The 19,276-nt window shown below is 37.8% G+C and carries 25 protein-coding genes and 1 pseudogene; 9 read left to right on the plus strand and 17 right to left on the minus strand.

All coding sequences use genetic code 11. From position 1 onward, the window contains the following. Positions 1-71: 71 nt before the first annotated feature. From KUH03_RS44235 to KUH03_RS44270, 8 genes are all read left to right on the plus strand, one after another. A complete protein-coding gene (locus KUH03_RS44235; protein WP_257090882.1) occupies positions 72-428 on the plus strand; it encodes a MarR family winged helix-turn-helix transcriptional regulator in 357 nt (118 codons plus the stop codon). 224 nt (positions 429-652) lie between these two features. After that, positions 653-1,567 (plus strand): DNA alkylation repair protein, encoded by a 915-nt coding sequence (locus KUH03_RS44240; RefSeq protein WP_257090883.1) that lies wholly within the window; start codon positions 653-655, stop codon positions 1,565-1,567. 603 nt (positions 1,568-2,170) lie between these two features. Next, positions 2,171-2,866, plus strand: a complete 696-nt coding sequence (locus KUH03_RS44245) for a M20/M25/M40 family metallo-hydrolase (RefSeq protein WP_257090884.1) — start codon at positions 2,171-2,173, stop codon at positions 2,864-2,866. Between the two features lie 27 nt (positions 2,867-2,893). Beyond that, a complete protein-coding gene (locus KUH03_RS44250) occupies positions 2,894-3,436 on the plus strand; it encodes a M20/M25/M40 family metallo-hydrolase (protein ID WP_257097910.1) in 543 nt (180 codons plus the stop codon). A gap of 194 nt (positions 3,437-3,630) precedes the next feature. Then, complete coding sequence (locus tag KUH03_RS44255; RefSeq protein ID WP_257090885.1) at positions 3,631-4,020, plus strand: metallophosphoesterase; 390 nt, start codon at positions 3,631-3,633, stop codon at positions 4,018-4,020. A gap of 139 nt (positions 4,021-4,159) precedes the next feature. Continuing rightward, entirely contained in the window at positions 4,160-4,522 is a 363-nt protein-coding gene (locus KUH03_RS44260; RefSeq protein ID WP_257090886.1) for a metallophosphoesterase, read from the plus strand. 313 nt (positions 4,523-4,835) lie between these two features. Beyond that, positions 4,836-5,120, plus strand: coding sequence for a hypothetical protein (locus tag KUH03_RS44265; protein WP_257090887.1), 285 nt, complete (start codon positions 4,836-4,838; stop codon positions 5,118-5,120). A 354-nt stretch (positions 5,121-5,474) separates the two neighbouring features. Further along, a complete protein-coding gene (locus KUH03_RS44270) occupies positions 5,475-5,912 on the plus strand; it encodes a dihydrofolate reductase family protein (protein ID WP_257090888.1) in 438 nt (145 codons plus the stop codon). A gap of 136 nt (positions 5,913-6,048) precedes the next feature. On the opposite strand, the gene KUH03_RS44275 is transcribed toward KUH03_RS44270, so the two are convergent. From KUH03_RS44275 to KUH03_RS44325, 12 genes are all read right to left on the minus strand, one after another. Next, entirely contained in the window at positions 6,049-6,711 is a 663-nt protein-coding gene (locus KUH03_RS44275; RefSeq protein WP_306429902.1) for a sulfatase-like hydrolase/transferase, read from the minus strand. Then, complete coding sequence (locus KUH03_RS44280) at positions 6,603-7,346, minus strand: phosphoethanolamine transferase domain-containing protein (RefSeq protein WP_257090889.1); 744 nt, start codon at positions 7,344-7,346, stop codon at positions 6,603-6,605. Before KUH03_RS44280 ends, KUH03_RS44275 begins: the two co-directional genes overlap by 109 nt. A gap of 464 nt (positions 7,347-7,810) precedes the next feature. Beyond that, a complete protein-coding gene (locus tag KUH03_RS44285) occupies positions 7,811-8,044 on the minus strand; it encodes a hypothetical protein (protein ID WP_257090890.1) in 234 nt (77 codons plus the stop codon). Between the two features lie 31 nt (positions 8,045-8,075). After that, positions 8,076-8,393, minus strand: a complete 318-nt coding sequence (locus KUH03_RS44290) for a hypothetical protein (RefSeq protein ID WP_257090891.1) — start codon at positions 8,391-8,393, stop codon at positions 8,076-8,078. A gap of 679 nt (positions 8,394-9,072) precedes the next feature. After that, positions 9,073-9,306 (minus strand): hypothetical protein, encoded by a 234-nt coding sequence (locus KUH03_RS47705; RefSeq protein ID WP_306429368.1) that lies wholly within the window; start codon positions 9,304-9,306, stop codon positions 9,073-9,075. Between the two features lie 42 nt (positions 9,307-9,348). Beyond that, entirely contained in the window at positions 9,349-10,347 is a 999-nt protein-coding gene (locus tag KUH03_RS44295) for a sugar phosphate nucleotidyltransferase (protein ID WP_306429369.1), read from the minus strand. Between the two features lie 318 nt (positions 10,348-10,665). Further along, the gene (locus tag KUH03_RS44300) at positions 10,666-11,529 is read right to left on the minus strand and encodes a metallophosphoesterase (protein WP_257090892.1); all 864 of its coding nucleotides are present in this window, start codon (positions 11,527-11,529) and stop codon (positions 10,666-10,668) included. 58 nt (positions 11,530-11,587) lie between these two features. Next, positions 11,588-11,848 (minus strand): hypothetical protein, encoded by a 261-nt coding sequence (locus KUH03_RS44305; protein WP_257090893.1) that lies wholly within the window; start codon positions 11,846-11,848, stop codon positions 11,588-11,590. Positions 11,849-11,866: 18 nt separating this feature from the next. Next, positions 11,867-12,670 carry a TetR/AcrR family transcriptional regulator gene (locus KUH03_RS44310; protein WP_257090894.1) on the minus strand — a complete coding sequence of 268 codons (804 nt, stop codon included), beginning with the start codon at positions 12,668-12,670 and terminating at the stop codon, positions 11,867-11,869. Between the two features lie 85 nt (positions 12,671-12,755). Next, positions 12,756-13,229: an aminotransferase class I/II-fold pyridoxal phosphate-dependent enzyme gene (locus KUH03_RS44315; RefSeq protein ID WP_257090895.1), complete on the minus strand. Its 474-nt coding sequence runs from the start codon at positions 13,227-13,229 to the stop codon at positions 12,756-12,758. Between the two features lie 17 nt (positions 13,230-13,246). Then, positions 13,247-13,675, minus strand: a complete 429-nt coding sequence (locus KUH03_RS44320) for an aminotransferase class I/II-fold pyridoxal phosphate-dependent enzyme (RefSeq protein WP_257090896.1) — start codon at positions 13,673-13,675, stop codon at positions 13,247-13,249. Beyond that, complete coding sequence (locus KUH03_RS44325; protein WP_257098104.1) at positions 13,582-14,028, minus strand: hypothetical protein; 447 nt, start codon at positions 14,026-14,028, stop codon at positions 13,582-13,584. Before KUH03_RS44325 ends, KUH03_RS44320 begins: the two co-directional genes overlap by 94 nt. Before the next feature lie 981 nt (positions 14,029-15,009). Between KUH03_RS44325 and KUH03_RS44330 the strand changes: the two are divergent. Further along, a pseudogene (locus tag KUH03_RS44330) lies at positions 15,010-15,395 on the plus strand (DUF6157 family protein). 110 nt (positions 15,396-15,505) lie between these two features. Here KUH03_RS44330 and KUH03_RS44335 read toward each other — a convergent pair. The 5 genes from KUH03_RS44335 to KUH03_RS44360 form a co-directional block, all read right to left on the minus strand. Further along, the gene (locus tag KUH03_RS44335; RefSeq protein WP_257090897.1) at positions 15,506-15,850 is read right to left on the minus strand and encodes a DedA family protein; all 345 of its coding nucleotides are present in this window, start codon (positions 15,848-15,850) and stop codon (positions 15,506-15,508) included. Positions 15,851-16,659: 809 nt separating this feature from the next. Then, positions 16,660-17,370, minus strand: a complete 711-nt coding sequence (locus KUH03_RS44340; protein WP_373564594.1) for a redoxin domain-containing protein — start codon at positions 17,368-17,370, stop codon at positions 16,660-16,662. Next, positions 17,367-17,615 carry a DUF4369 domain-containing protein gene (locus tag KUH03_RS44350; protein WP_257090898.1) on the minus strand — a complete coding sequence of 83 codons (249 nt, stop codon included), beginning with the start codon at positions 17,613-17,615 and terminating at the stop codon, positions 17,367-17,369. The genes KUH03_RS44340 and KUH03_RS44350 overlap by 4 nt, the downstream gene beginning before the upstream one ends. A 768-nt stretch (positions 17,616-18,383) precedes the next feature. After that, a complete protein-coding gene (locus KUH03_RS44355) occupies positions 18,384-18,689 on the minus strand; it encodes an ABC transporter permease (RefSeq protein WP_257090899.1) in 306 nt (101 codons plus the stop codon). 65 nt (positions 18,690-18,754) lie between these two features. Continuing rightward, complete coding sequence (locus KUH03_RS44360; protein WP_257090900.1) at positions 18,755-19,276, minus strand: hypothetical protein; 522 nt, start codon at positions 19,274-19,276, stop codon at positions 18,755-18,757.

Below are 19,276 nucleotides of genomic sequence, written 5' to 3' on the forward strand. Positions count from 1 at the left end.
ATTTCTTTATCTTTGATATGATTAACTTAGTTAACCATAATACTTAACAAAGTTAACTAAACTATTGTTTTATGAATAAGAGCGAAACTGATTTTTATCAGGTCTTTACCGACCTACAGTGTTTTATACTAGCCAATATGAACCGAGGAAATATACATGGGGTGACGGCTACACATTACAATATCATGGAATATATTTATAGAGGTCATCAGGTTACCGGTAAACAGATTGCTGAAGCCTTCCAGATCAGCCAGGCGGCTATTTCCAAGCAGCTTAAATTTTTGACCGAAAACAGGCTTATCAAGCAACAGCAATCGACAAGAGATCGTAGATTTTTTGATCTGTCCCTGACTGATGAAGGTCGATATATCATTGATAACTCGGAAAACTTTAGGAAAGTATTGCAAAAAAAGCCTCACGCTCCTTGACAAAGGATGAATTAAAGACACTTACTGTACTTCTTCATAAGCTTATGCAACAGGTAAAAGATTAATACTGTTTATTTGTGATTCAACATATTTGGCTAGTGACAAACAGTTGTCAGTTCCATCATCTAGTTTTGTCTCTAACGAACAACTTGGCACGATAGAATTTTGGTCAATTTGTGGCCACATCTTGTTTTAAATATATATTTGAACTATATACAATATTTATGAGTCTTATCAAAGATATCTATTCGCTCAATTTCTATCAACACATTGCAGATCAGTTTAGTCAGGTAAATCCCGATTTCAATAAAGAGCAATTTATTACGAGAATCTTTAGCCCTGATTTCAACACTATGGAATGGAAGCAAAGGATCAAACATACCACACAAACCTTGCACGAATTTATGCCATCCAATTTTCCCGAAGCAATCGCCTTAATCACCCAAGTTGTTGAGAATTTAATTGCGGCAGGGTATCCCGGTGGACTTGAATATGTTATATTCCCCGACTACATCGAAACTTATGGTGTTGAGCATTTTGAAACCGCCGTGCAATCCCTTGAAATAATTACACAGTTCATCACTTGTGAATTTGCTGTTCGCCCTTTTATTATCAAATATAAAGGGCAGATGATCAGCATAATGGAACAATGGGCACGAAGCCCGAATGCACAAGTTCGCCGTTTGGCAAGCGAAGGTATTCGTCCACGGCTACCATGGGCTATGGCTATCCCCTTTCTGAAGAAAGATCCGAGCCCTATTTTGCCTATTTTGGATTTACTAAAAAATGATGTGTCGGAAACTGTAAGAAGAAGTGTCGCCAACAATTTAAACGATATCTCCAAAGATCACCCCGATATTTTGCTGGCCATTGCGAAAAATTGGAAAGGGATCAGTAAAAATACGGATGGAATCATTAAACATGGCTGCCGCACACTACTTAAACAGGGGCATCCAGAGATTTTACACTACTATGGTTTGGATGGAACAGATTTTGAGGTTTCCGATCTACACATTGCGACACCGTATGTAAAAGTTGGTGAATATGTCTTTTTTCATTCCAGATCGAAAATACACATGCGCAATCCAAACCACTCCGATTGGAGTATGGATTATATTATCAAAAATCAAATGGTTTAATGTCCCGTAAAGTCTTTAAAATTAGCGAGAAGATCTATCTATCCGCTGAAAAAACCGGATTGAACGCAGGCAATCATTTAAAGTAATCACCACCAGAAAATTCTATATCGGTAAACATAAAATTTCCATTATTGTCAATGGCAGGGAAACATCGGAAATGGAATTTGACTTGATTTGATAATTTTTAAATAACATTTGCGACGCTTGATTCTGGCTCCAAGTCTCAAGCTAAAACAAAGTGGGCAGTATGATGTTTTTATCCGTAGGTCTCTATTTGAGATGGTATTGATATAAACGTTCCACCACAAACAACGCTGTTATGAAGAAGCTACTTTTGGTACTATTGCTATTGCTGATTGTGATTTTTATTGGTTTAGTGATCAACACATTGCTCTTCCCTTTTGCCAAGATAAAAAAATCCGATGCACAAGCATTTCAGCCCATAAGCAATGATAGCATCTTATCCCGATTAGCGGGGGAATTAAGATACCATCCGTTTCCAATGGGGATCCTAATTTATTTGTATACGCCCCTTTTGATACTTTTAAACAGTATATCGCAGCAAGTTATCCGCTTATTCACCAACAACTGGAGATCTATACCGTGCATTCCTATGGTTTAGTTTTTAAACTTAAAGGTAGCAATAGCAATTTATTGCCACTCCTATTTTTGTCCCATTATGATGTTGTTCCTCCGGGTTCAGCTGAAATTAAAAACAAATCCGAACATGTTTTCCGTCCTTCAGACAAACCACTCCCTCCAGTTTCCACAATAGCAGAAGATTGGAATTATGCCCCTTTTTCGGGTGCAGTAGCCGATGGACGGATTTACGGGCGCGGAACATTGGATATGAAAGGAATGCTCTTTTCATTACTCGAAGCCATGCAGAAAATACTGCTTGATAAGGAAAGACCTGAACGTGATATCTACCTGGCATTTGGCTTTGATGAGGAAGTAGGTGGCGAACTTGGGGCAAGCAAAATTGCTGCAGATTTCAAGCGTAAGGGACTTCGATTTGAAGCTGTCTACGATGAAGGTGGACTCATTCTCGAGAAAGGATCTGTTAAAGGAATACATTCGGATGTCGCATTAATTGGCTGTGCCGAAAAGGGGTTTCTGTCTTTAAAGGTCAAAGTTAAAGGCTTAGGAGGACATTCTTCAATGCCACCGTCTGAAACGGCCATGGGCAAAGCTGCGGTGATCATGCAGCGGCTCGAAGAGCAGCAGATGAAACCGATGATCAGTCCACTTATTCAGCGTTTTTTCCAACAGATAGGCGGTTCAATGCCTTTTGTTTAGCTCTTTGCAATAGCAAATAGATGGTTGATGGAACCTATGCTACTTGCCCAGTTGACCAAAAATCATTCGACCAACGCCTTGGTACGCAGCACGACAGCACTGACGATGATGAAAGGTAGCGATGCCCCCAACGTGCTGTCTCCAGAAGTCGAATTTGTTGTCAATTTTAGACTATTGCCTGAAAATACAATTCAGGAAGTCCAAGCACACGTTAAGAAAGCAACAGCGGGTTTTGATGTCGAAATAGAACAGGTTGATAATGCCCGGGAGGCCTCCAATGTATCTCCTAGTGATACAAAAGCCTATCAGATGATGGAAGCCTCCATCCGAAAGTTATACCCAGATCTTATTGTCACACCATACCTGACCGTTGGCGGTACAGATGCCGTCAAATACCAAGAACTCAGCAAGAATATCTACCGATTTATGCCAATCAAAATCAATCATTCCGAACAGCAGAGCATGCACAGTACCAATGAATATATCAGTATCGAAAACTATATGAAAATGATTGCGTATTTCTATTATATCATGCGAAATTATGACGAACAAATACCAGCATCTAAATAACATATATCCGGTGTAGCATTTTGGTTTTCTGAATTTTATGCAATCGATTGCTATTAATTTCAGCTTTTAAACGTCAAAAAATCATGTATGTTTGTATGGACCAGCGATTGAGCTAATAGAACCAAAATTAAAATCGGTAGCCTCGTCGGTTTGTTTTCGAGCCCGGTGGCATTCAAAATCTAAAATTACCCAGAATGAAAATTAAAATTATAGTTTTCTCCCTTTTATTTGTCCTCTTACATGGTAAGAGCATTAGCCAACAAAAGAACACTCCATTGAAAATAGGTTTAATTGCAGACCCACAATATGCTGATCAGGACACCAAAGGAAGTCGATTTTACCGCAATTCACTTTCCAAATTAGATTCAGCAACGACAGCAATAAATGCAGCTGGCGTGGATTTTACGGTGATGGTAGGAGATTTAGTCGATGTAGGTGCAAAAGATTTGACTCCAGCCTTGCAGCATCTGGACAAACTCAAGGCACCAGTTTACAATTTACTGGGTAACCATGATTATGTCGATGTGAAAAACGGTGCCACACTCTACAAGGCCTATCGCATGTCCGCCCCTACTATACCGTAGAAAAAGGTCATTGGTTATTTATTCTCCTCAACACCAATGAACTCAGCGAATACGCAACATCAGCAACATCAGCGGAGCGCGCTGCTTGGCAAGCATTAAATAACCAGCTAAAATTCGAGGCACGGAAAAATACACAGCCATGGAATGGTGGCATCAGCAGACAACAACTTGCATGGATGGAAAAACAGCTAAAAAAGCAGAAAAAGAGGCTAAGAATGTGATCATCTTTTCTCATCATCCCTTATTTCCAGAAAACGGACTTGAAACACTCAACAATAGGGATATATTGGCAGCAATCGAAAAATATCCTCGTGTGAAAGCTGTTATCTCAGGGCATCATCATCCCGGTAACTTCGCTAACTATAAAGGGATTCCCATGATTACACTTGAGGGGATGATCGAAACCAGCAATGAAAATGCTTATGGGGTTTTGGAACTATTCCCCAACCGAATAAACCTGAAAGGTCAGGGTCGTATGACCTCCAGAAAATTTGATTTTTAATAGCAGAACCTGCGTTTGGCTACTGTTCGATCTCAGGTTCTGCATTCCAAAAAACGATACATTTCTCCTTTGAAGACTTAACTTGTTACCTAAGCGTTAGCGTACTGTTAAATTAGATTCGATTCAAATTGCAATTAGATGCCTGTAAAGCGGTTGAAAGCAAAGTTTTAAAATTATCTTTAAAGTGCTAAATATAACGAGCAACGGATATGGAAAAAATAAGGACTTTTCAGCAATATGAGCTAAATAAAATCAGGAAAATGTCAAAGATAGCGGACTGCAATTCGAAAAGTTTGGTAGATCTTCAAATATAATGGATTATTCCGATAGAGAAATCAACGAGATGATCCTAGGTATCTATAAAGATAGTAAACATCTATTGGTCGATGGAGATTATTTTATTGATGTCTCAACGGTTCAGAAGGCAACCTGCATTTTAACCGATATATCCTATTCCCGGAGAATCAAGCTGGATAAAAGCTCCCCGATCAAATTGAAAAATATAAGAAATTTTTATATTCAGGATTATTTCCTGGAAACAAGTGAAGAGTTTTCAAATTCCTCTAAACACAAAATAACTGGCTACCTAAAAAAATAGGCGGTATCAGTCTTGGCAAAGGAAAATATAGTCATGCTTACTCTATTCCAAACGATTTCAAAACCTTCTATAAAGGCATTCCGATAGACCTTTTTACCCAATCCAACATTATATCAATGGATTATTTTTTGGAGATGATTACCATGTGTCAACTTTCGAAGTAATCAGTAACTTAACTATTATAGACGAATAGCCCCCAATTTCTCATAAAGAGCCTGTCTATCTCAATCTTCAGTAATGAGTTTAGTAGCTCCTATTATTTTCTCTCTAAGGTCAACCGTCCCTTACTTTTTCGTAAATTCAATGCATAGAAATATTATGCGCGCTATGAGAAAAGTAATTGCAGCGATTAATATGAGCCTAGACGGCTTTTGTGATCATACTTTAATGCTTCCAGATGATGAAATTCATCAGCATTATACAGACTTATTGCGTGAGTCTGATACAATATTATATGGTAGAATAACTTATCAGCTTATGGAATATTGGCGGGCCTTCTTGACAACCTCCAGTGGTAATAAATCCTCAGACGAATTTGCGCATGTCATGAACACGATACCAAAAGTCGTCTTTTCGCAAACACTAAAAAATCTGGATTGGGACAGTGCAAGGCTGGCAAACCGAACTATCGTTGACGAACTTCAGGCACTTAAACAGTTACCGGGCAAAGATATTTTGATAGGTAGTCCTAGTCTAATTGTCGCATTAACAAACAGCGACCTTATAGACGAGTATCAAATTTGTATTCATCCGTTATTGCTGGAAATGGCTTACCATTGTTCAACAACATAAACAGAAAAATACAGCTGACATACCTAAAGACAAAAACCTTTGCTGGCGGTGCTACAATTCTATATTACAAACCCGCTCACCAATAAACAACCGTATACAGCTCCTCTCGTAAACGATTCCCATTGGTTTCTGTATACTATTTAAAGATGTCCATACTTTCATCATAAATAGGACTCTGTATATTTAAGAAGTTCAGAACACTGTGAAATACATGGTTCTGGGTCAATATTTTATTGGGTTTTAGCTCTTTCGCTGGATCAGAAACCCAAACGATAAAAGGAATATCATATTGCTCTTTAGGTGCGATACTCATTGGTAGTCCATGCATATATAAATTGTTTTCACCTAAAGATTCACCATGATCAGATACAAAAAGCATCGCACTTTGGTATTGCTTCAATTCTTTTAAATCTTCTATCAAGCGGTTTAAAATATAATCTGTATACACAATTGTATTGTCATAAGCGTTGACAAGTTCCTCCTTAGAACATTTCCCCAGCTCTACACTATTACAAACAGGCTTAAACATTTCAAATTGCGCCGGATATTTTTTGCTATAAGTCGGTCCATGGCTAGTACTTGTGTGTAACACAATAAATATTTTATCCTTTTTACTGGCTAGTATCTGCTCTTTTAATCCCGCCAGAAGAGCCTCATCATAGCTACAGCCCTCCCCTTGGCAATTCGATGTTAGCTGTTCTGTTTTTTTGTAATCCTTGATGTGGACCGGAGGTTCGCCCCAGTTGGAAGTTCTCCAGACAACATCAACATCATTCCTGAACAGATAATTTGGTAATATTTCATATAAATCCCGCTATTTTTATGTTCCAAAATACATTTCACACCCGCGGTTGTATAAGTGGAACAGGAGGTCGCTTCAAAATGATGTAGATTCGGGATCTTGGATAGTAAGGGATTTGTATTTTTCTTATAACCGTATAACGAAAAATTCTGACTTCTTGCAGATTCACCTATTACCAAAACAACAACGGCCTTTTTGTTATCCATTATTTTGGCATCAGGAAGTAAGATTTCCTTTTTATTTTCCTGCTGCTGATGAATATAAAAACGTGTGAAGTTTACCGTATAAGACCAAGGCATCGCTAGCCCGCCTAAAGTCTTTGAATTTTTATCGATCCATAACCAATTACTCGCATTCGCAAAAATCAGTATGATTATAAACAATAGGCTGAGCGCAGAAGTAATAAGAAAACGCTTTAATTTCACATTCTCTATTTTCACTTTCGCAATATATATACTAGGCAGGATACCCAATAAAACGACATATAAAATTAGTTTAATCGAGAAAAAACTACTCGACTCCGAGTAATTGGTATTGAGGATATTCCCCACCATCGTTTCATCTATGATGACACTATAGGTATTGATAAAGTAAACCGCGATAGAACTGCCGATGAAAAAGAAGATCAGCAAGATTTTGCCAACTAGACGTGATAGAAAAAATATTAAATAGAGTACAAAGGCGTTTAAGACCAACATTAAGATCACTAAGCTTAGGACCAGAACAATGCCATTCAGGCTTTTATAATCAATATTTTTAAAAACAAAGGAAAAGAAAGGGAGATGGAAAATAAAAAATTAAGAACACTCATCAATAACACGAATTGAGTTATCTTTAGATAATTTTTTAGCTTAAACATTGTAGTTTTATAAAGTGAAATAACTATGCCAGCCAACGAAAAAGCAAGAAAAACATCCAATTTCCGTCAACTATTCTGCTGATTAATATCGTGCCGAAAATAAGAAATAATAAAATAAAAAACGGATAATTTTTCCTGCTATTAATCTATTTCAAGTTTCATGATTCACAGAAAAACAAAGAGCCCCAACCTATTCCTTGGATTACGGAATAAGCTAGGGCGCTCTTTGTTTTATTTTTATAAACTAAAACTGTTCAAAAAATTTTCAAGTTCTTCTATCGGAACCTGGTTTGCCGAAGCAACAACAGCATAACGATTGCCCTCTAAGTATTGTATACTCGTCAAGCCATCATTTTCGAACATACTCCAGTCAAATGAGACTAACCAGCCCTTATAATTTTTAACTGCTGACTTGTCTTCCGGTGTATAAATGTCTTTCAGTTCTAAATAATTCAATAAATTAGCTTTCACCTGCTCCGATCCAGGTCCGCACCATCTGTTATCATGAGATAAATATTCCCCCATCCTTTGCATAGTTGGCCGAGGCAAAGGAGCCCGTTTCTTGGTCTTCAAATGCCTGAGCTTCGGTCAGTTTAAAACCGTTGATCTCTTTTTTAAACTTTGCTTCGAAATCGGCCTTAGGAATAGGTTTAAGCTTCTTCAATTCCTTCACCAGATTCTCGACTTTTGTCGAATCAGAATTAACCCGCACGTTTCCAAAAGAATGAACAGCTTGTTGATTGCCAGAAGCAGTATTATGACGCGCCATAAGCGCTAATCCGACACTTAATGTTGCCATCCCTAAATAAAAAGATTTCATATTGATATAAATATTTTAAATGTCAGACCGAACAAAAAACGCACCAATTCATGCCTTGTAAATAGTCTTTGGCAATTATTTGAACAACATTTTATACAATCCAATTAGTATAAATAACTTATGAATCTCAACTCTTGTCCGAGCGAATTCCTTTTTAATTCGGACCATCTTATCTTATCTTATCTTATCTTATCTTATCTTATCGCATGACTGAAATTTTAGAATTATCGTCACAGGATACTTTGACAATAGCATTTTCCGCAGTGATGCTTATAGAGATTTTACAACTATATTGATTATTAAGAAATAATAAGGGAGTAAAATGCGTATTTTTGAAAGCTACCGTCTAGCCTAAATAGATTTTAAATATTTCGCACAAAACCAATAAAACCAATCGGTTGTAGATTTAAAACTACAGTTTCAACGAGCAGGATTGAGGTTACTATAATGGGCATGACTTTTGCGAAATTAAATTTATAAGTAATAAATAAAAAAATCATGAGAAGAACCCCTTATACTACAACAGTCATCGTTTTATTGATACTATGTGTGATCGTATTGATGACAACTTGCGCTAGAATTGTATAAATGTTAGTGCAAATTCGGATCAGGCAAACAATTCAATAAAAGACCAGGCGCATACAGTCCTAGTCCTTTACTACTTTATGTCTGAAAATAGCTAGCAGCCTATACTTACACCATTCGAGATTACGGCATTTTTCTTTACAACAACGATGCCATCGCAGATTGCATGTGTCTGAAAATCGCCATCCTCCAGATGTGGTCCTCCTTTTATTCTGACATCATTTCCTATCCTGCAATTTTTATCCAAAATAGCATTTTCAATATAACAACGCTCCCCACACCAACAGGTGGCGGTTTTGGGTATTCCCCAATTCAATGACTTCCTCAAGTTGTTCGTAATGATCTGATCCCATCATGTAGGTTGATTTAATTACTGTCCCTCACCAATACGGGAACGTATACCGATCACAGAACGTTCGAGCTTATCTGCATTGAGGATACAGCCATCAGCAATAACCGTATTATTGAGTGTTGTTCCCGAAACCTTAGACGGAGGTAACATACGCGCTCTCGTAAATACAGTTTCATCGAACAAATTAAAATCAGGAACATCTGCAGTCAATCCAATATTGGCATCGAAAAATGATTTTATCGTTCCAATATCTGTCCAATAGCCATCGAACTGGTAACTCAGTACTTTGTACTTGTTGATCGCATCTGGTAGTATTTCCTTCCCAAAGTCCATACCTGGATTGGCAAGCAGTAAATTGAGCAAAACACCTTTTGAAAAAACATAAATCCCCATCGATGCCAGATAATTCCGCCCACATTTGGCCATCTCACTGGAGACTTCTGAAGACCAATTCAAGACCTCCTCTTTATTGGGTTTTTCGGTGAACGCTGTAATTACATTTGCCTCATTGGCTTTGAGAATGCCAAACCCAGTCGCATCGGCTACATTGACAGGAATGGTTGCAATTGTGATGTGCCCGCCGTTCTGCACATGAAAGTCTACCAAAGCAGAATAGTCCATTTGATAGAGCTGGTCGCCCGATAAAACCAATACATAATCGTAGTCAACATTCAATAGGTGCTTATGTGTACGTCTCACGGCATCAGCTGTTCCCTGAAACCATCGATCTCCCTCGTTCGTTTGTTCAGCAGCCAAAATGTCAACAAAACCTTTACTGAAAATGCTGAAATTATAAGCGTTTTTGATGTGCGTATTCAAAGAAGCTGAATTGAACTGTGTTAAAACGAATATCTTATTATATCCAGAATTTAAACAATTCGAAATAGGAATATCGACCAATCGATATTTCCCAGCAATAGGAACAGCCGGCTTAGAGCGCTGTTGTGTCAATGGATAAAGTCGAGACCCTCTACCCCTCCCAAAATAAGGGAAACTACTTTGTGTGCCATACCTCAAATTAAATAATTGGTTTATAAATCTAATTAACTATCGAACGCATCCATCCCTGGATCTATATGACAATCCGCTTGTTCATTTTTACCTATAGTATGTCAAGCAATGGATATTCTTCTTTTGTTTAATTTGATGCAATTGGTTAATACTAATAGCACTAGCTTACCATCTTTTTTAGACCAAGCTACGCTAACTAAATATAATAAAATTAATCTTCGAAACAAAAAAATATTGCCCAACCTGATCTATTTATATCGTTAAAAATAGATATGAAAAATAAGCCTGACATCCGAACGGTATCATCCTGGCGCCATCCAAAGATTATGAAATAGATTTTTTCAACGTGATGACGGTAATCTCCGGCCATATACCTATCCTACCCTTGAGTCCATGATAGCCAAAGCCACGGTTGACATACAAGTATTTCCCTTTTTTTTGATATAATCCAGCCCACTGTTCATAGAAATATTTTATCGGGCTCCATTTAAATCCGAACAGCTCTATACCAAATTGCATCCCGTGCGTATGCCCGGCCAATGTAAGATGTACATGTTTTTCATGATCTAAAGTGACATGATCCCAATGAGAAGGATCGTGCGACATCAATATGTTAAAAGAGTCCGTCGCCAGATCCGACGTCGCTTTGCTCAGGTCTCCATATTGATGAAAACCACCCTTTCCCCAGTTTTCCACCCCGATCAATGCGATGCTAGCCCCATTCTTTTGAATGGCAATAGATTCATTCATCAACAGCTTAAATCCCATTTCCCGATGAATCTCCTTCAACCTAATAAGATTAGATGCCTTTAATTCAGCACTATCCCAGTGCGTATAATCTCCATAATCGTGATTTCCGAGTACAGAAAATTTACCAAACGGGGCCTTTAGCGAAGTGAAATCTGAAATCCAGGATTCCATCTCAGCCGCTTTGTTATTGACAAGGTCTCCGGTAAACAGCAGAAGATCACTATCCTGCGCATTCGCCAGTGCGATACCCTTTCGGACTCCATAAACATCAGATAAGCTTCCGGAATGAATATCCGAAATCTGTGTAATCTTAAATCCATCAAATGCATCTGGCAGATCCGGAAAGCTTAGGACTTCCTCCCTTACCCGATATAAATGCCGCCCTCTGGTGAGGCCAAAAACAATAATTAAAACAATCAGTAAAGCCAGTGCAAGCACAAATTCACTTATATAAATACTTCGTGGGGGAAATCCCTGTAATAGCCGTACCAAATCCTCAGCCAATAAGATTGGAAAGGCCGGCAATTTTGGGATAAATACAATTAAAAAGAAGTGACCAGACCTGCCGCCAGTCGCTGAATATCTTTACCCTGTTGCCGGAGAAAATCAGGGTAAACACCCCAATAAGCAACAATACATCTAAATACCAATAAATCTTATGTAAAAATGGAGTATGGATAATGGTCGTAAATGCTTGAAAGAAATAAGCATCAGCAATCACAAACAACATTAATATGAGCAATAATCTCTTCGCCATGTTTCGAATCGTTTAAATCTAAACAGGCGAATGATATGCCAAAAAATGGTGATGACCAATTGGACGATCCTTTAAATAGAATATTGATACCTGTATGACAATATCAGTGTTAATCAGCTGATTTCCTTTGTTATAATTGACAGATTGGCATAGTGCGCCATCAATCCTTTCGTCAAACTTCGACCGGTTTTTTTCGTTCTCTCCATAAGCCCAGGAGAGTATTGTTCTGACCGCATTGCGGATTCTGTCTAAACCATCCGCGTTAAGCTCAATTTCACAAAAAGTACTTTCCGTATTTATTGAGTGTAACACCAAGTAATAGATCCCCGCAGTCAAAATACTACTTATAGCCCGCAAATCAACATCTTTACCTTCCATTTCCTTATCGGCAAAGGCAAAAAACAAAGCACTCATCTTCTCCCGCTCCCTCGTGATTTGCGACATAATCTCAGACTTTTCACTGATCTGCCAAAGAACTGCTTTTTGCATTTCGGTATTCTCCAGAAAGCTATCCATTTGATTCAGTAACAACGATTCAAGAAAGCCCTTTGACCCCTCGGTTGGAGCAGTACCAAAATATTCAACAGCACCCAGCGTAGCAGACACCCAGTAGTCCTTACTCCTGATGTATGTTTCAACTAAATTGTCAACGGAGCCAAAATAAAGTGAAATGAGCTTCCTGTCAACACCTGCCGTTTTAGAAATATTGGCAATTGTTAAGCCCGTATACCCTTTATCGCGAAGAACCTTACCAACAGACAAAACAAGTTTGTTCATGGTGCGTTCTTTATCATTCTTTTCTCCCTTATAAGTTTTACGCATGTGTTATTGATATGCTATTGATCTGAATGCCTAAAAATAAGGATTCAGATCAATATAATAAATAATTAAATATTATAAGATTAATTTATCTTGATTTTTTCAAACTTACAACCTTACTGATATCTTCCAATGTATTTAAGACCTTATCCAAATGTTCCTTTGTATGTGTGGCCATCAGGCTTGTGCGGATACGGGCATCTTTTTTCGCCACTCCGGGATAGACAATGCAATTTGCATAAACACCGTTTTGCAATAACATGCGCGAGATCTGAGCGGTTCGAATTGGATCACCGATCTTTATCGGAATAATTGGGGACGAGGATGTGCCAATATCAACACCCAGAGATAGCAATCCCGCCTTAAAATAAGTCACATTATCACTGAGCCTTGTTCGCCAATAAGGCTCTTCATCAATTAAATCAATAGCTTTCAATAAACCGAAACTTGCGGGGGTCGATGTAGAGGAAAATACCTGCTGCCTCGATTGATAACGAAGGTAATTAATGATTTCTGGCGACGAAACTATAAAACCTCCAATATGACCAAACGCTTTGCTCAAAGTACCAGCTATAATATCTACTTTATCCAGAAGATTATAGGCTTCAATGGCCCCCTTCCATTCTCGCCCATTACACCTATTCCATGCGCATCATCCACCATTAAATAGGCACCATACTTCCTGGTTAACGTATAAATTTCATCCATTGTCGCTAAATCTCCATTTTGGGAATATACTCCATCAATGATAACCAACTTGGTTCTGAACTTATTTTCTGCGTCTGCCAATGCCCTTTCAAGGTGAATCATACTGTTATGTGGAAAGCGTTTCACATTGGTATTTAATAAGCCCTCATAAACACTTGCATGTACTTCCATATCGACAATAGCACAATCCTCCTGTTTCAACAAACTTAATAAAGTAGAACTGTTTGCTGTATATCCGGTGGTAAAAACGATACTCGATCCCTCTGGTCGGTTGAAAAATTTACAAATCTTCTCCTCCAACGCAACATGATATTCATGGTGCCCCCTATTAAAGGTGAGGCTCCAGCCCCTGTGCCATATTTCTCTATTCCAGCTATGGCCGCTGCTTTTACTTTTGGATGTTGGGAAAAATTAAGATAATCATTTGACACAAGACTTATGCATTCGGTTGGTTGCTCTAAAAATGGTGAACTTACGATAGCAGTAGGCCCACATCCCTGTGTTACAAATCTAAAGTTAAGATGTTGATTTTCTTTCATGTAATTGATATAGGAATGGAAATACTTTGCAGTATCCATCATATCAAAACCAGCAATATTCTCAAATTCTTTGAAACTTGCTGTCGCAAAATCAATGTGTTCGTTAATTTCCATAGATATTTTTTTAGGTATTCATAATAATACCATAAATATAAAGTAAAAAACAGACCGCTCATCTGAACAGTAAACCATTTGCAAGAAATTTTTGATGAAATATTTAAAACGCCCCAAAAAGACCGATCTATAAAAACCGGCTTGCAGCGTAAGTAACAGCATGAAGAATAGCTGAGACACTCCATGAAGATATAAAACAGTTTATAACATTATCCCTACGAGACTGCTATAGAAAACAACAGGGGTAGCCCCTACAGCTACCACTGTTAAATTATACACCTACCTACAGTATACATATCATAATTACATTTCTATATGGAAATATGCCCATACAAAACTTTACTCGGATCAAGCATTAAAGCTGAACAAGTAAGAAAGTCTCAATGATGTACAAATATAAACAAATAAATTTTCCTTGTATGTCAAAATTAAAAAAATAATAAAAACACCTATTATAGTCCTTCTAAGCCAATTTTCATACAAAAAAAAATAACGGGTTTGACCTTTGTAACTATAGCTACTATTTTTTTCATTCCCATAAGAAAATAACACAGCGAGCATATACTGAACAATAAATTTTCTCAAAACAAGGAATATTATAAATTATTGTTATAAATTTGAACAGCAAAAGGAGTTAAAATAACCAAATGTTACTTTATGCTATATTAGCTCAGGAATAAGCAAATGGAATAATCATAGGTGCCCTATACCACACTAAAGAAAAATGGCTAATAATCTGTTGATTAGTAGCCACTTATGATAGGTATACTGTAGGGTGCTGCGTAATAATTTCTGTAAAGCTAAGAAAAATACTGCAAAACATTTCTTTTTCGTAAAAAAAATGTTTAAAACACAGATGAAATTAGTAATAATACAGATAATAATTTCCTTAAAAACTTTTGACAAATCCATAGGAATACCTATTTTGCTCCCATCTTATTTCTTGAATTATTGTGACAATACGCCTAAAAAAAATAACACATGAAATTTCATTCCACCAACTATATTGACACATTTATTGAAGTCGCTGAGGATACACAAGTGTCCAAAGGAACAGTTCCGCCTATAAGAAATAAAAAGACAATAGCCGAAATGCAATATGAGCTAATCACACAATTTCCATACCGATATACTTCCGATGAATTGCTTTTTCAGATCTATGCAGACCGTAACGCGCTTAATGAATCGGATTATAAAGAGGTCAGGAATATATTCTTTTCAAAGGACATGCCTGTCTACGTGCATCCCCGCTGACAAAAACCTATGGTTTTGGCATCCATAGTAATCACGAGAGCAAAATAGCAGGCTATGGGATGGAAACTAAAGAGTACCGCAATTTTATCAATGACACCACCATAAAAAAGTGAAGGCAATGAAATCAAACAAATAGTGGATCAAACCCCACAAAGTGGACCAACATCTTAATTGTTGTCACATCATTTAGTCTTCCTATTGATTTCAGTAGATGATCAATGTTTTATTGGACAATCTTTGCTTTATCTTTCGAAGTAAATGCTTTTATAATGACTGGTGCCGTTGCAATCAAAACGATTACAATAATAACAAGCTCCAGATTCTCCTTCACCCATATGTTTTCACCTAACAAATAACCAAGGGTAACCAAGCTCCCCGCCCAGACAACTGCACCAATCACATTGTACAATACAAATTTTCTGAACTCCATCCCAACAATACCAGCAACAATTGGTGCAAAAGTCCGAACAATAGGAAGAAACCTTGCAAGCACAATAGCAGCTCCGCCCCTTTTTCGTAAAACTCTTGTGCTTTGAAGATATAGCTCTTTTGAAAAACCAACTGTCATCCATGCTCATGATTTTTTTCCCAAAGACCTTCCCACACCAATATCCAACAAAATTACCCAAAATTGCAGCCAACGATACAAGCACGATCCAATAAAGTAAGGTAGGAACCTGCTCGGAAGGTGAAATACTCATGTTGGAAACAATCATTCCAGCAATGAATAGAATAGGATCTCCGGGAAGGAAAAAGCCAATGAGTATACCTGTCTCAGCAAAAAAATAATAAACAACAGCAGATATAAACCTCCATGAGACACGATCCAGTCTGGATTGGTGAGGTTATTTAGAAATTCAAAAAAACATCCATCAAATAAGTCGAATAATATCTAAAACAAAAATAATCGTCCGCTCTTTCACCGACGACCTGACGCGCTTATTCTACCAGCTGTATCAAAATAAGATACAATTGAAAAATAAATTTTTAAAGCATCCAGCCCTCAGTTAAACCTGCTTACAGCCCGAATATCTTATAGCCATGTGATCTCTAATTAAAGGCGCAAGATAGAAAATCGCTTGCAATTGTAGGCAATTTTTCATACTTATTTTTGGAACAAAATGTCATGTTTTATAAAAGTCAAATTCACAGGGATGTTTTGGATAGGAAGATAGCTATCTTACGGAGTCGGCAGGTCTGCAAAGATCCTTTTCAACATATTTTGTAAATCCTCAGCCCTTAGGTTACGAGCGATTATTTTACCTTCCGGATCGAGCAGAAAATTGGCAGGAATACCATTGATTCCATAAATTTTTGCGGCATAGCTGTCCCAGCCTTTTAGATCAGAAACCTGAGTCCATAATAGGCTATCTCCTTTTATGGCATCGACCCAGGCATCTTTCCGTGCCGCATCGTCCAGGAGATTCCCAATATTTCAAATCCTTTATCATGATATTTTTGATATGCTTTTACGAGGTTGGGATTTTCCGCACGACAAGGACCACACCAGCTCGCCCAAAAATCTAAGAGTAAATACTTTCCCGAAAAATCCGAAATCCTGATGGCTTTCCCCTCCGGGTTTTTAAGCGTTAGATCCGGTGCCTGCTGGCCGACTTTCGTCTTGGACTGGGCTTCCAACTGCAACGGAATTACCTTGCCTAATGGACTTTCTTTTAGTCTACCCGAAAGACCATCAAACGCTGACTTGGCCGATGTATAAAATTTCTCCTGACCTGCAACAAAACTTAAACCAATTACGCTGAGGTATGAATCGGGATGGCTCTTAGCGAAATCCAGATAGGCACTGTAATTTTCATCCATAAGATTCATTTCCCGAGCGACAAACTGAGCAAATATCACAGAATCTTTCTGTTGTTCTGGTGGAAGTTTGGCAAATTCCTTATTTAATGCGTCAAATTTATTGTCAACAGTTTTTTTCATCTCTAGGAGTTCCGCATTTTCCGCATTGAGCTTGGAACCATTCAATACAATATTTTTGAGTGAATCCTTCGCATTCATCCCCATCTGAGCAGCTTCCAAATAAAAGCGGAAGTAATCCAGCTTTTCATTCGGCTGTAGCTTGTTCACATAGGGGTTTTTATGGAGATAAAGCGCGGAATAAACCGGATACGTGAGCTGCCCCTTAAAGGTAAAGCGCCCCCTTTCGTTTCTGTGGAATCCACAAACGAGACACCATCACTGTTATAAACCAGAAAAAGCCTACTGCCATCTTTCAACTGATCTACTTTACCTGTAATGACGTAATTATTCTGGGCAAAGGTCAAAATAGGAAATAGCAAAAATATCGATAAACACAATAAAAAAGTTCTCATCAAGCTTGCCTTTAGATCTATTAATCAATTAATTACTAAAAATAACAAATTTTTTCGATCAAACGAACATTTAAATATCCTGGGATATGCGTGTATTGGAAAATAACTTTTTCACGACGGCAATCAATTGCTCAACCTGTCTCATATCCCCCAATTGGAACAGCTATATACGAATCTTTTAAGCCATACAATGCCGGATCTTTTATCTTCAGCAACATTTTGCATGTACTCTTTCCAAGATGGCGTTTAAAATTAATTTCCTGAATATCATTGATAAAGACAAACTGATAATCACTCATGTATATCCGTTGGGAGCTAACTTAATGATTCCTTTCTGGTTAAATGGAGCGAGGAGAAAATTCCCACCAAGAAATAAGACGAGAACACCAAAATTGATTTCTCGTAAAACATACCAATTGCCGAAAAGCAAATAATTGATCCAAAGATCATCATCGCTAATACGCTTGTACTTACAGTATATGTCTCTTTATAATTTATTGTGGCTTTACTCAACGAGCGTTGATGAAAAGCTTTGTACTTTCGTACAAACTGCCCTTTTTGCATCTTTCTTCCATTCCAGAAAATAATATAAATTGATCAGTGCCAGGCCAACGGCACAAAAGCTCAATCCTGTCGCCTTCATATCGAATGGATAATATAACAAAAGACTGGTTACTACGTACAGTACATTGTAACCTATGATCCTATAAACTTTTTACTATCCATTCCCTATTTATCAATTATCTGTAAAGATAATCATTCCAACTATCATTCATCCCTTAAACAATCCACAGGATTAGCCATTGAAGCACGTATGGATTGATAACCCACCGTTAATATTGTAATTCCGATCGCCAAAATTCCTGTTGCTGCAAAAAGCTCCCAGCCCATGTTAATTCGATAAGCATATTCCTGAATGTAACTATCCATCGCCCAATACGCAATTGGAAATGCAATCAAACAGGCGACACTAACCAATAGCACGAATTCACTCGATAGCATCCGGACAACAGAAAAGATAGAGGCACCATGAATTTTGCGGATACTAATTTCTTTTGTTCTACTTTCAGCCATATAAGCCGCCAATCCAAACAGACCAAGACAAGAAATGAAAATGGTAAGCGCTGCAAAGATACTGGCTAATTTCCTGTTCGCTGTACCTCCTGAAATTTCCGGGCATATTCAGTATCTAAAAAATGATATTCAAAGGGATAATTGGGATTATATTCTTTGAATATTTTCTCCGTCCTATTCAATGCTTCTGCAGTTGCTAATTTTGGATTGAATTTAATATGAACAACGCCTAAAGGTGCAGCAGCACCTTCTATTACTGTTGGTGTAACTGGATTAAATGGAGATTCCTGAATAAAGTCTTTGACAACACCGATAATAATAAATTTTTCATCACCATCCATGATATAGCTGCCAATAGGCTGATCAAGTTTCATGACCTTGGCTGCTGTTTCATTGATAATCGCAGCCATCGAATCCGTGGGAAAACGTTTTAAATCAAAATCACGTCCTTTAAGTAGTTTTAGCCCAGTGGTCTCGATCAATCTATCATCTGCCGACTGCCGATTAAACGGGATAATGCTATTTGGATCTTTCCCCTCCCAGGATGCCCCACTCCATCCACTCCACCTTTCAGTCATTGGTGACAT

Origin of the sequence: Sphingobacterium sp. E70 (assembly GCF_019285695.1) — a bacterium.
In the GTDB taxonomy this organism is placed as follows: Bacteria; Bacteroidota; Bacteroidia; order Sphingobacteriales; family Sphingobacteriaceae; genus Sphingobacterium; species Sphingobacterium detergens.

What these genes read in the sequence shown, in the direction of transcription:
- KUH03_RS44355 (WP_257090899.1), bottom strand. Translation starts at nt 18,689, where the DNA reads ATGGCTGAAAGTAGAACAAAAGAAATTAGTATCCGCAAAATTCATGGT.
- KUH03_RS44350 (WP_257090898.1), bottom strand. Translation starts at nt 17,615, where the DNA reads ATGAGAACTTTTTTATTGTGTTTATCGATATTTTTGCTATTTCCTATT.
- KUH03_RS44270 (WP_257090888.1), top strand. Translation starts at nt 5,475, where the DNA reads ATGAGCCTAGACGGCTTTTGTGATCATACTTTAATGCTTCCAGATGAT.
- KUH03_RS44260 (WP_257090886.1), top strand. Translation starts at nt 4,160, where the DNA reads ATGGAATGGTGGCATCAGCAGACAACAACTTGCATGGATGGAAAAACA.
- KUH03_RS44290 (WP_257090891.1), bottom strand. Translation starts at nt 8,393, where the DNA reads ATGAAATCTTTTTATTTAGGGATGGCAACATTAAGTGTCGGATTAGCG.
- KUH03_RS44250 (WP_257097910.1), top strand. Translation starts at nt 2,894, where the DNA reads ATGGAACCTATGCTACTTGCCCAGTTGACCAAAAATCATTCGACCAAC.
- KUH03_RS44305 (WP_257090893.1), bottom strand. Translation starts at nt 11,848, where the DNA reads ATGGCGAAGAGATTATTGCTCATATTAATGTTGTTTGTGATTGCTGAT.
- KUH03_RS44235 (WP_257090882.1), top strand. Translation starts at nt 72, where the DNA reads ATGAATAAGAGCGAAACTGATTTTTATCAGGTCTTTACCGACCTACAG.
- KUH03_RS44310 (WP_257090894.1), bottom strand. Translation starts at nt 12,670, where the DNA reads ATGCGTAAAACTTATAAGGGAGAAAAGAATGATAAAGAACGCACCATG.
- KUH03_RS44325 (WP_257098104.1), bottom strand. Translation starts at nt 14,028, where the DNA reads ATGGAAATTAACGAACACATTGATTTTGCGACAGCAAGTTTCAAAGAA.
- KUH03_RS44240 (WP_257090883.1), top strand. Translation starts at nt 653, where the DNA reads ATGAGTCTTATCAAAGATATCTATTCGCTCAATTTCTATCAACACATT.
- KUH03_RS44265 (WP_257090887.1), top strand. Translation starts at nt 4,836, where the DNA reads ATGGATTATTCCGATAGAGAAATCAACGAGATGATCCTAGGTATCTAT.
- KUH03_RS44360 (WP_257090900.1), bottom strand. Translation starts at nt 19,276, where the DNA reads ATGTCACCAATGACTGAAAGGTGGAGTGGATGGAGTGGGGCATCCTGG.
- KUH03_RS44255 (WP_257090885.1), top strand. Translation starts at nt 3,631, where the DNA reads ATGAAAATTAAAATTATAGTTTTCTCCCTTTTATTTGTCCTCTTACAT.
- KUH03_RS44335 (WP_257090897.1), bottom strand. Translation starts at nt 15,850, where the DNA reads ATGACAGTTGGTTTTTCAAAAGAGCTATATCTTCAAAGCACAAGAGTT.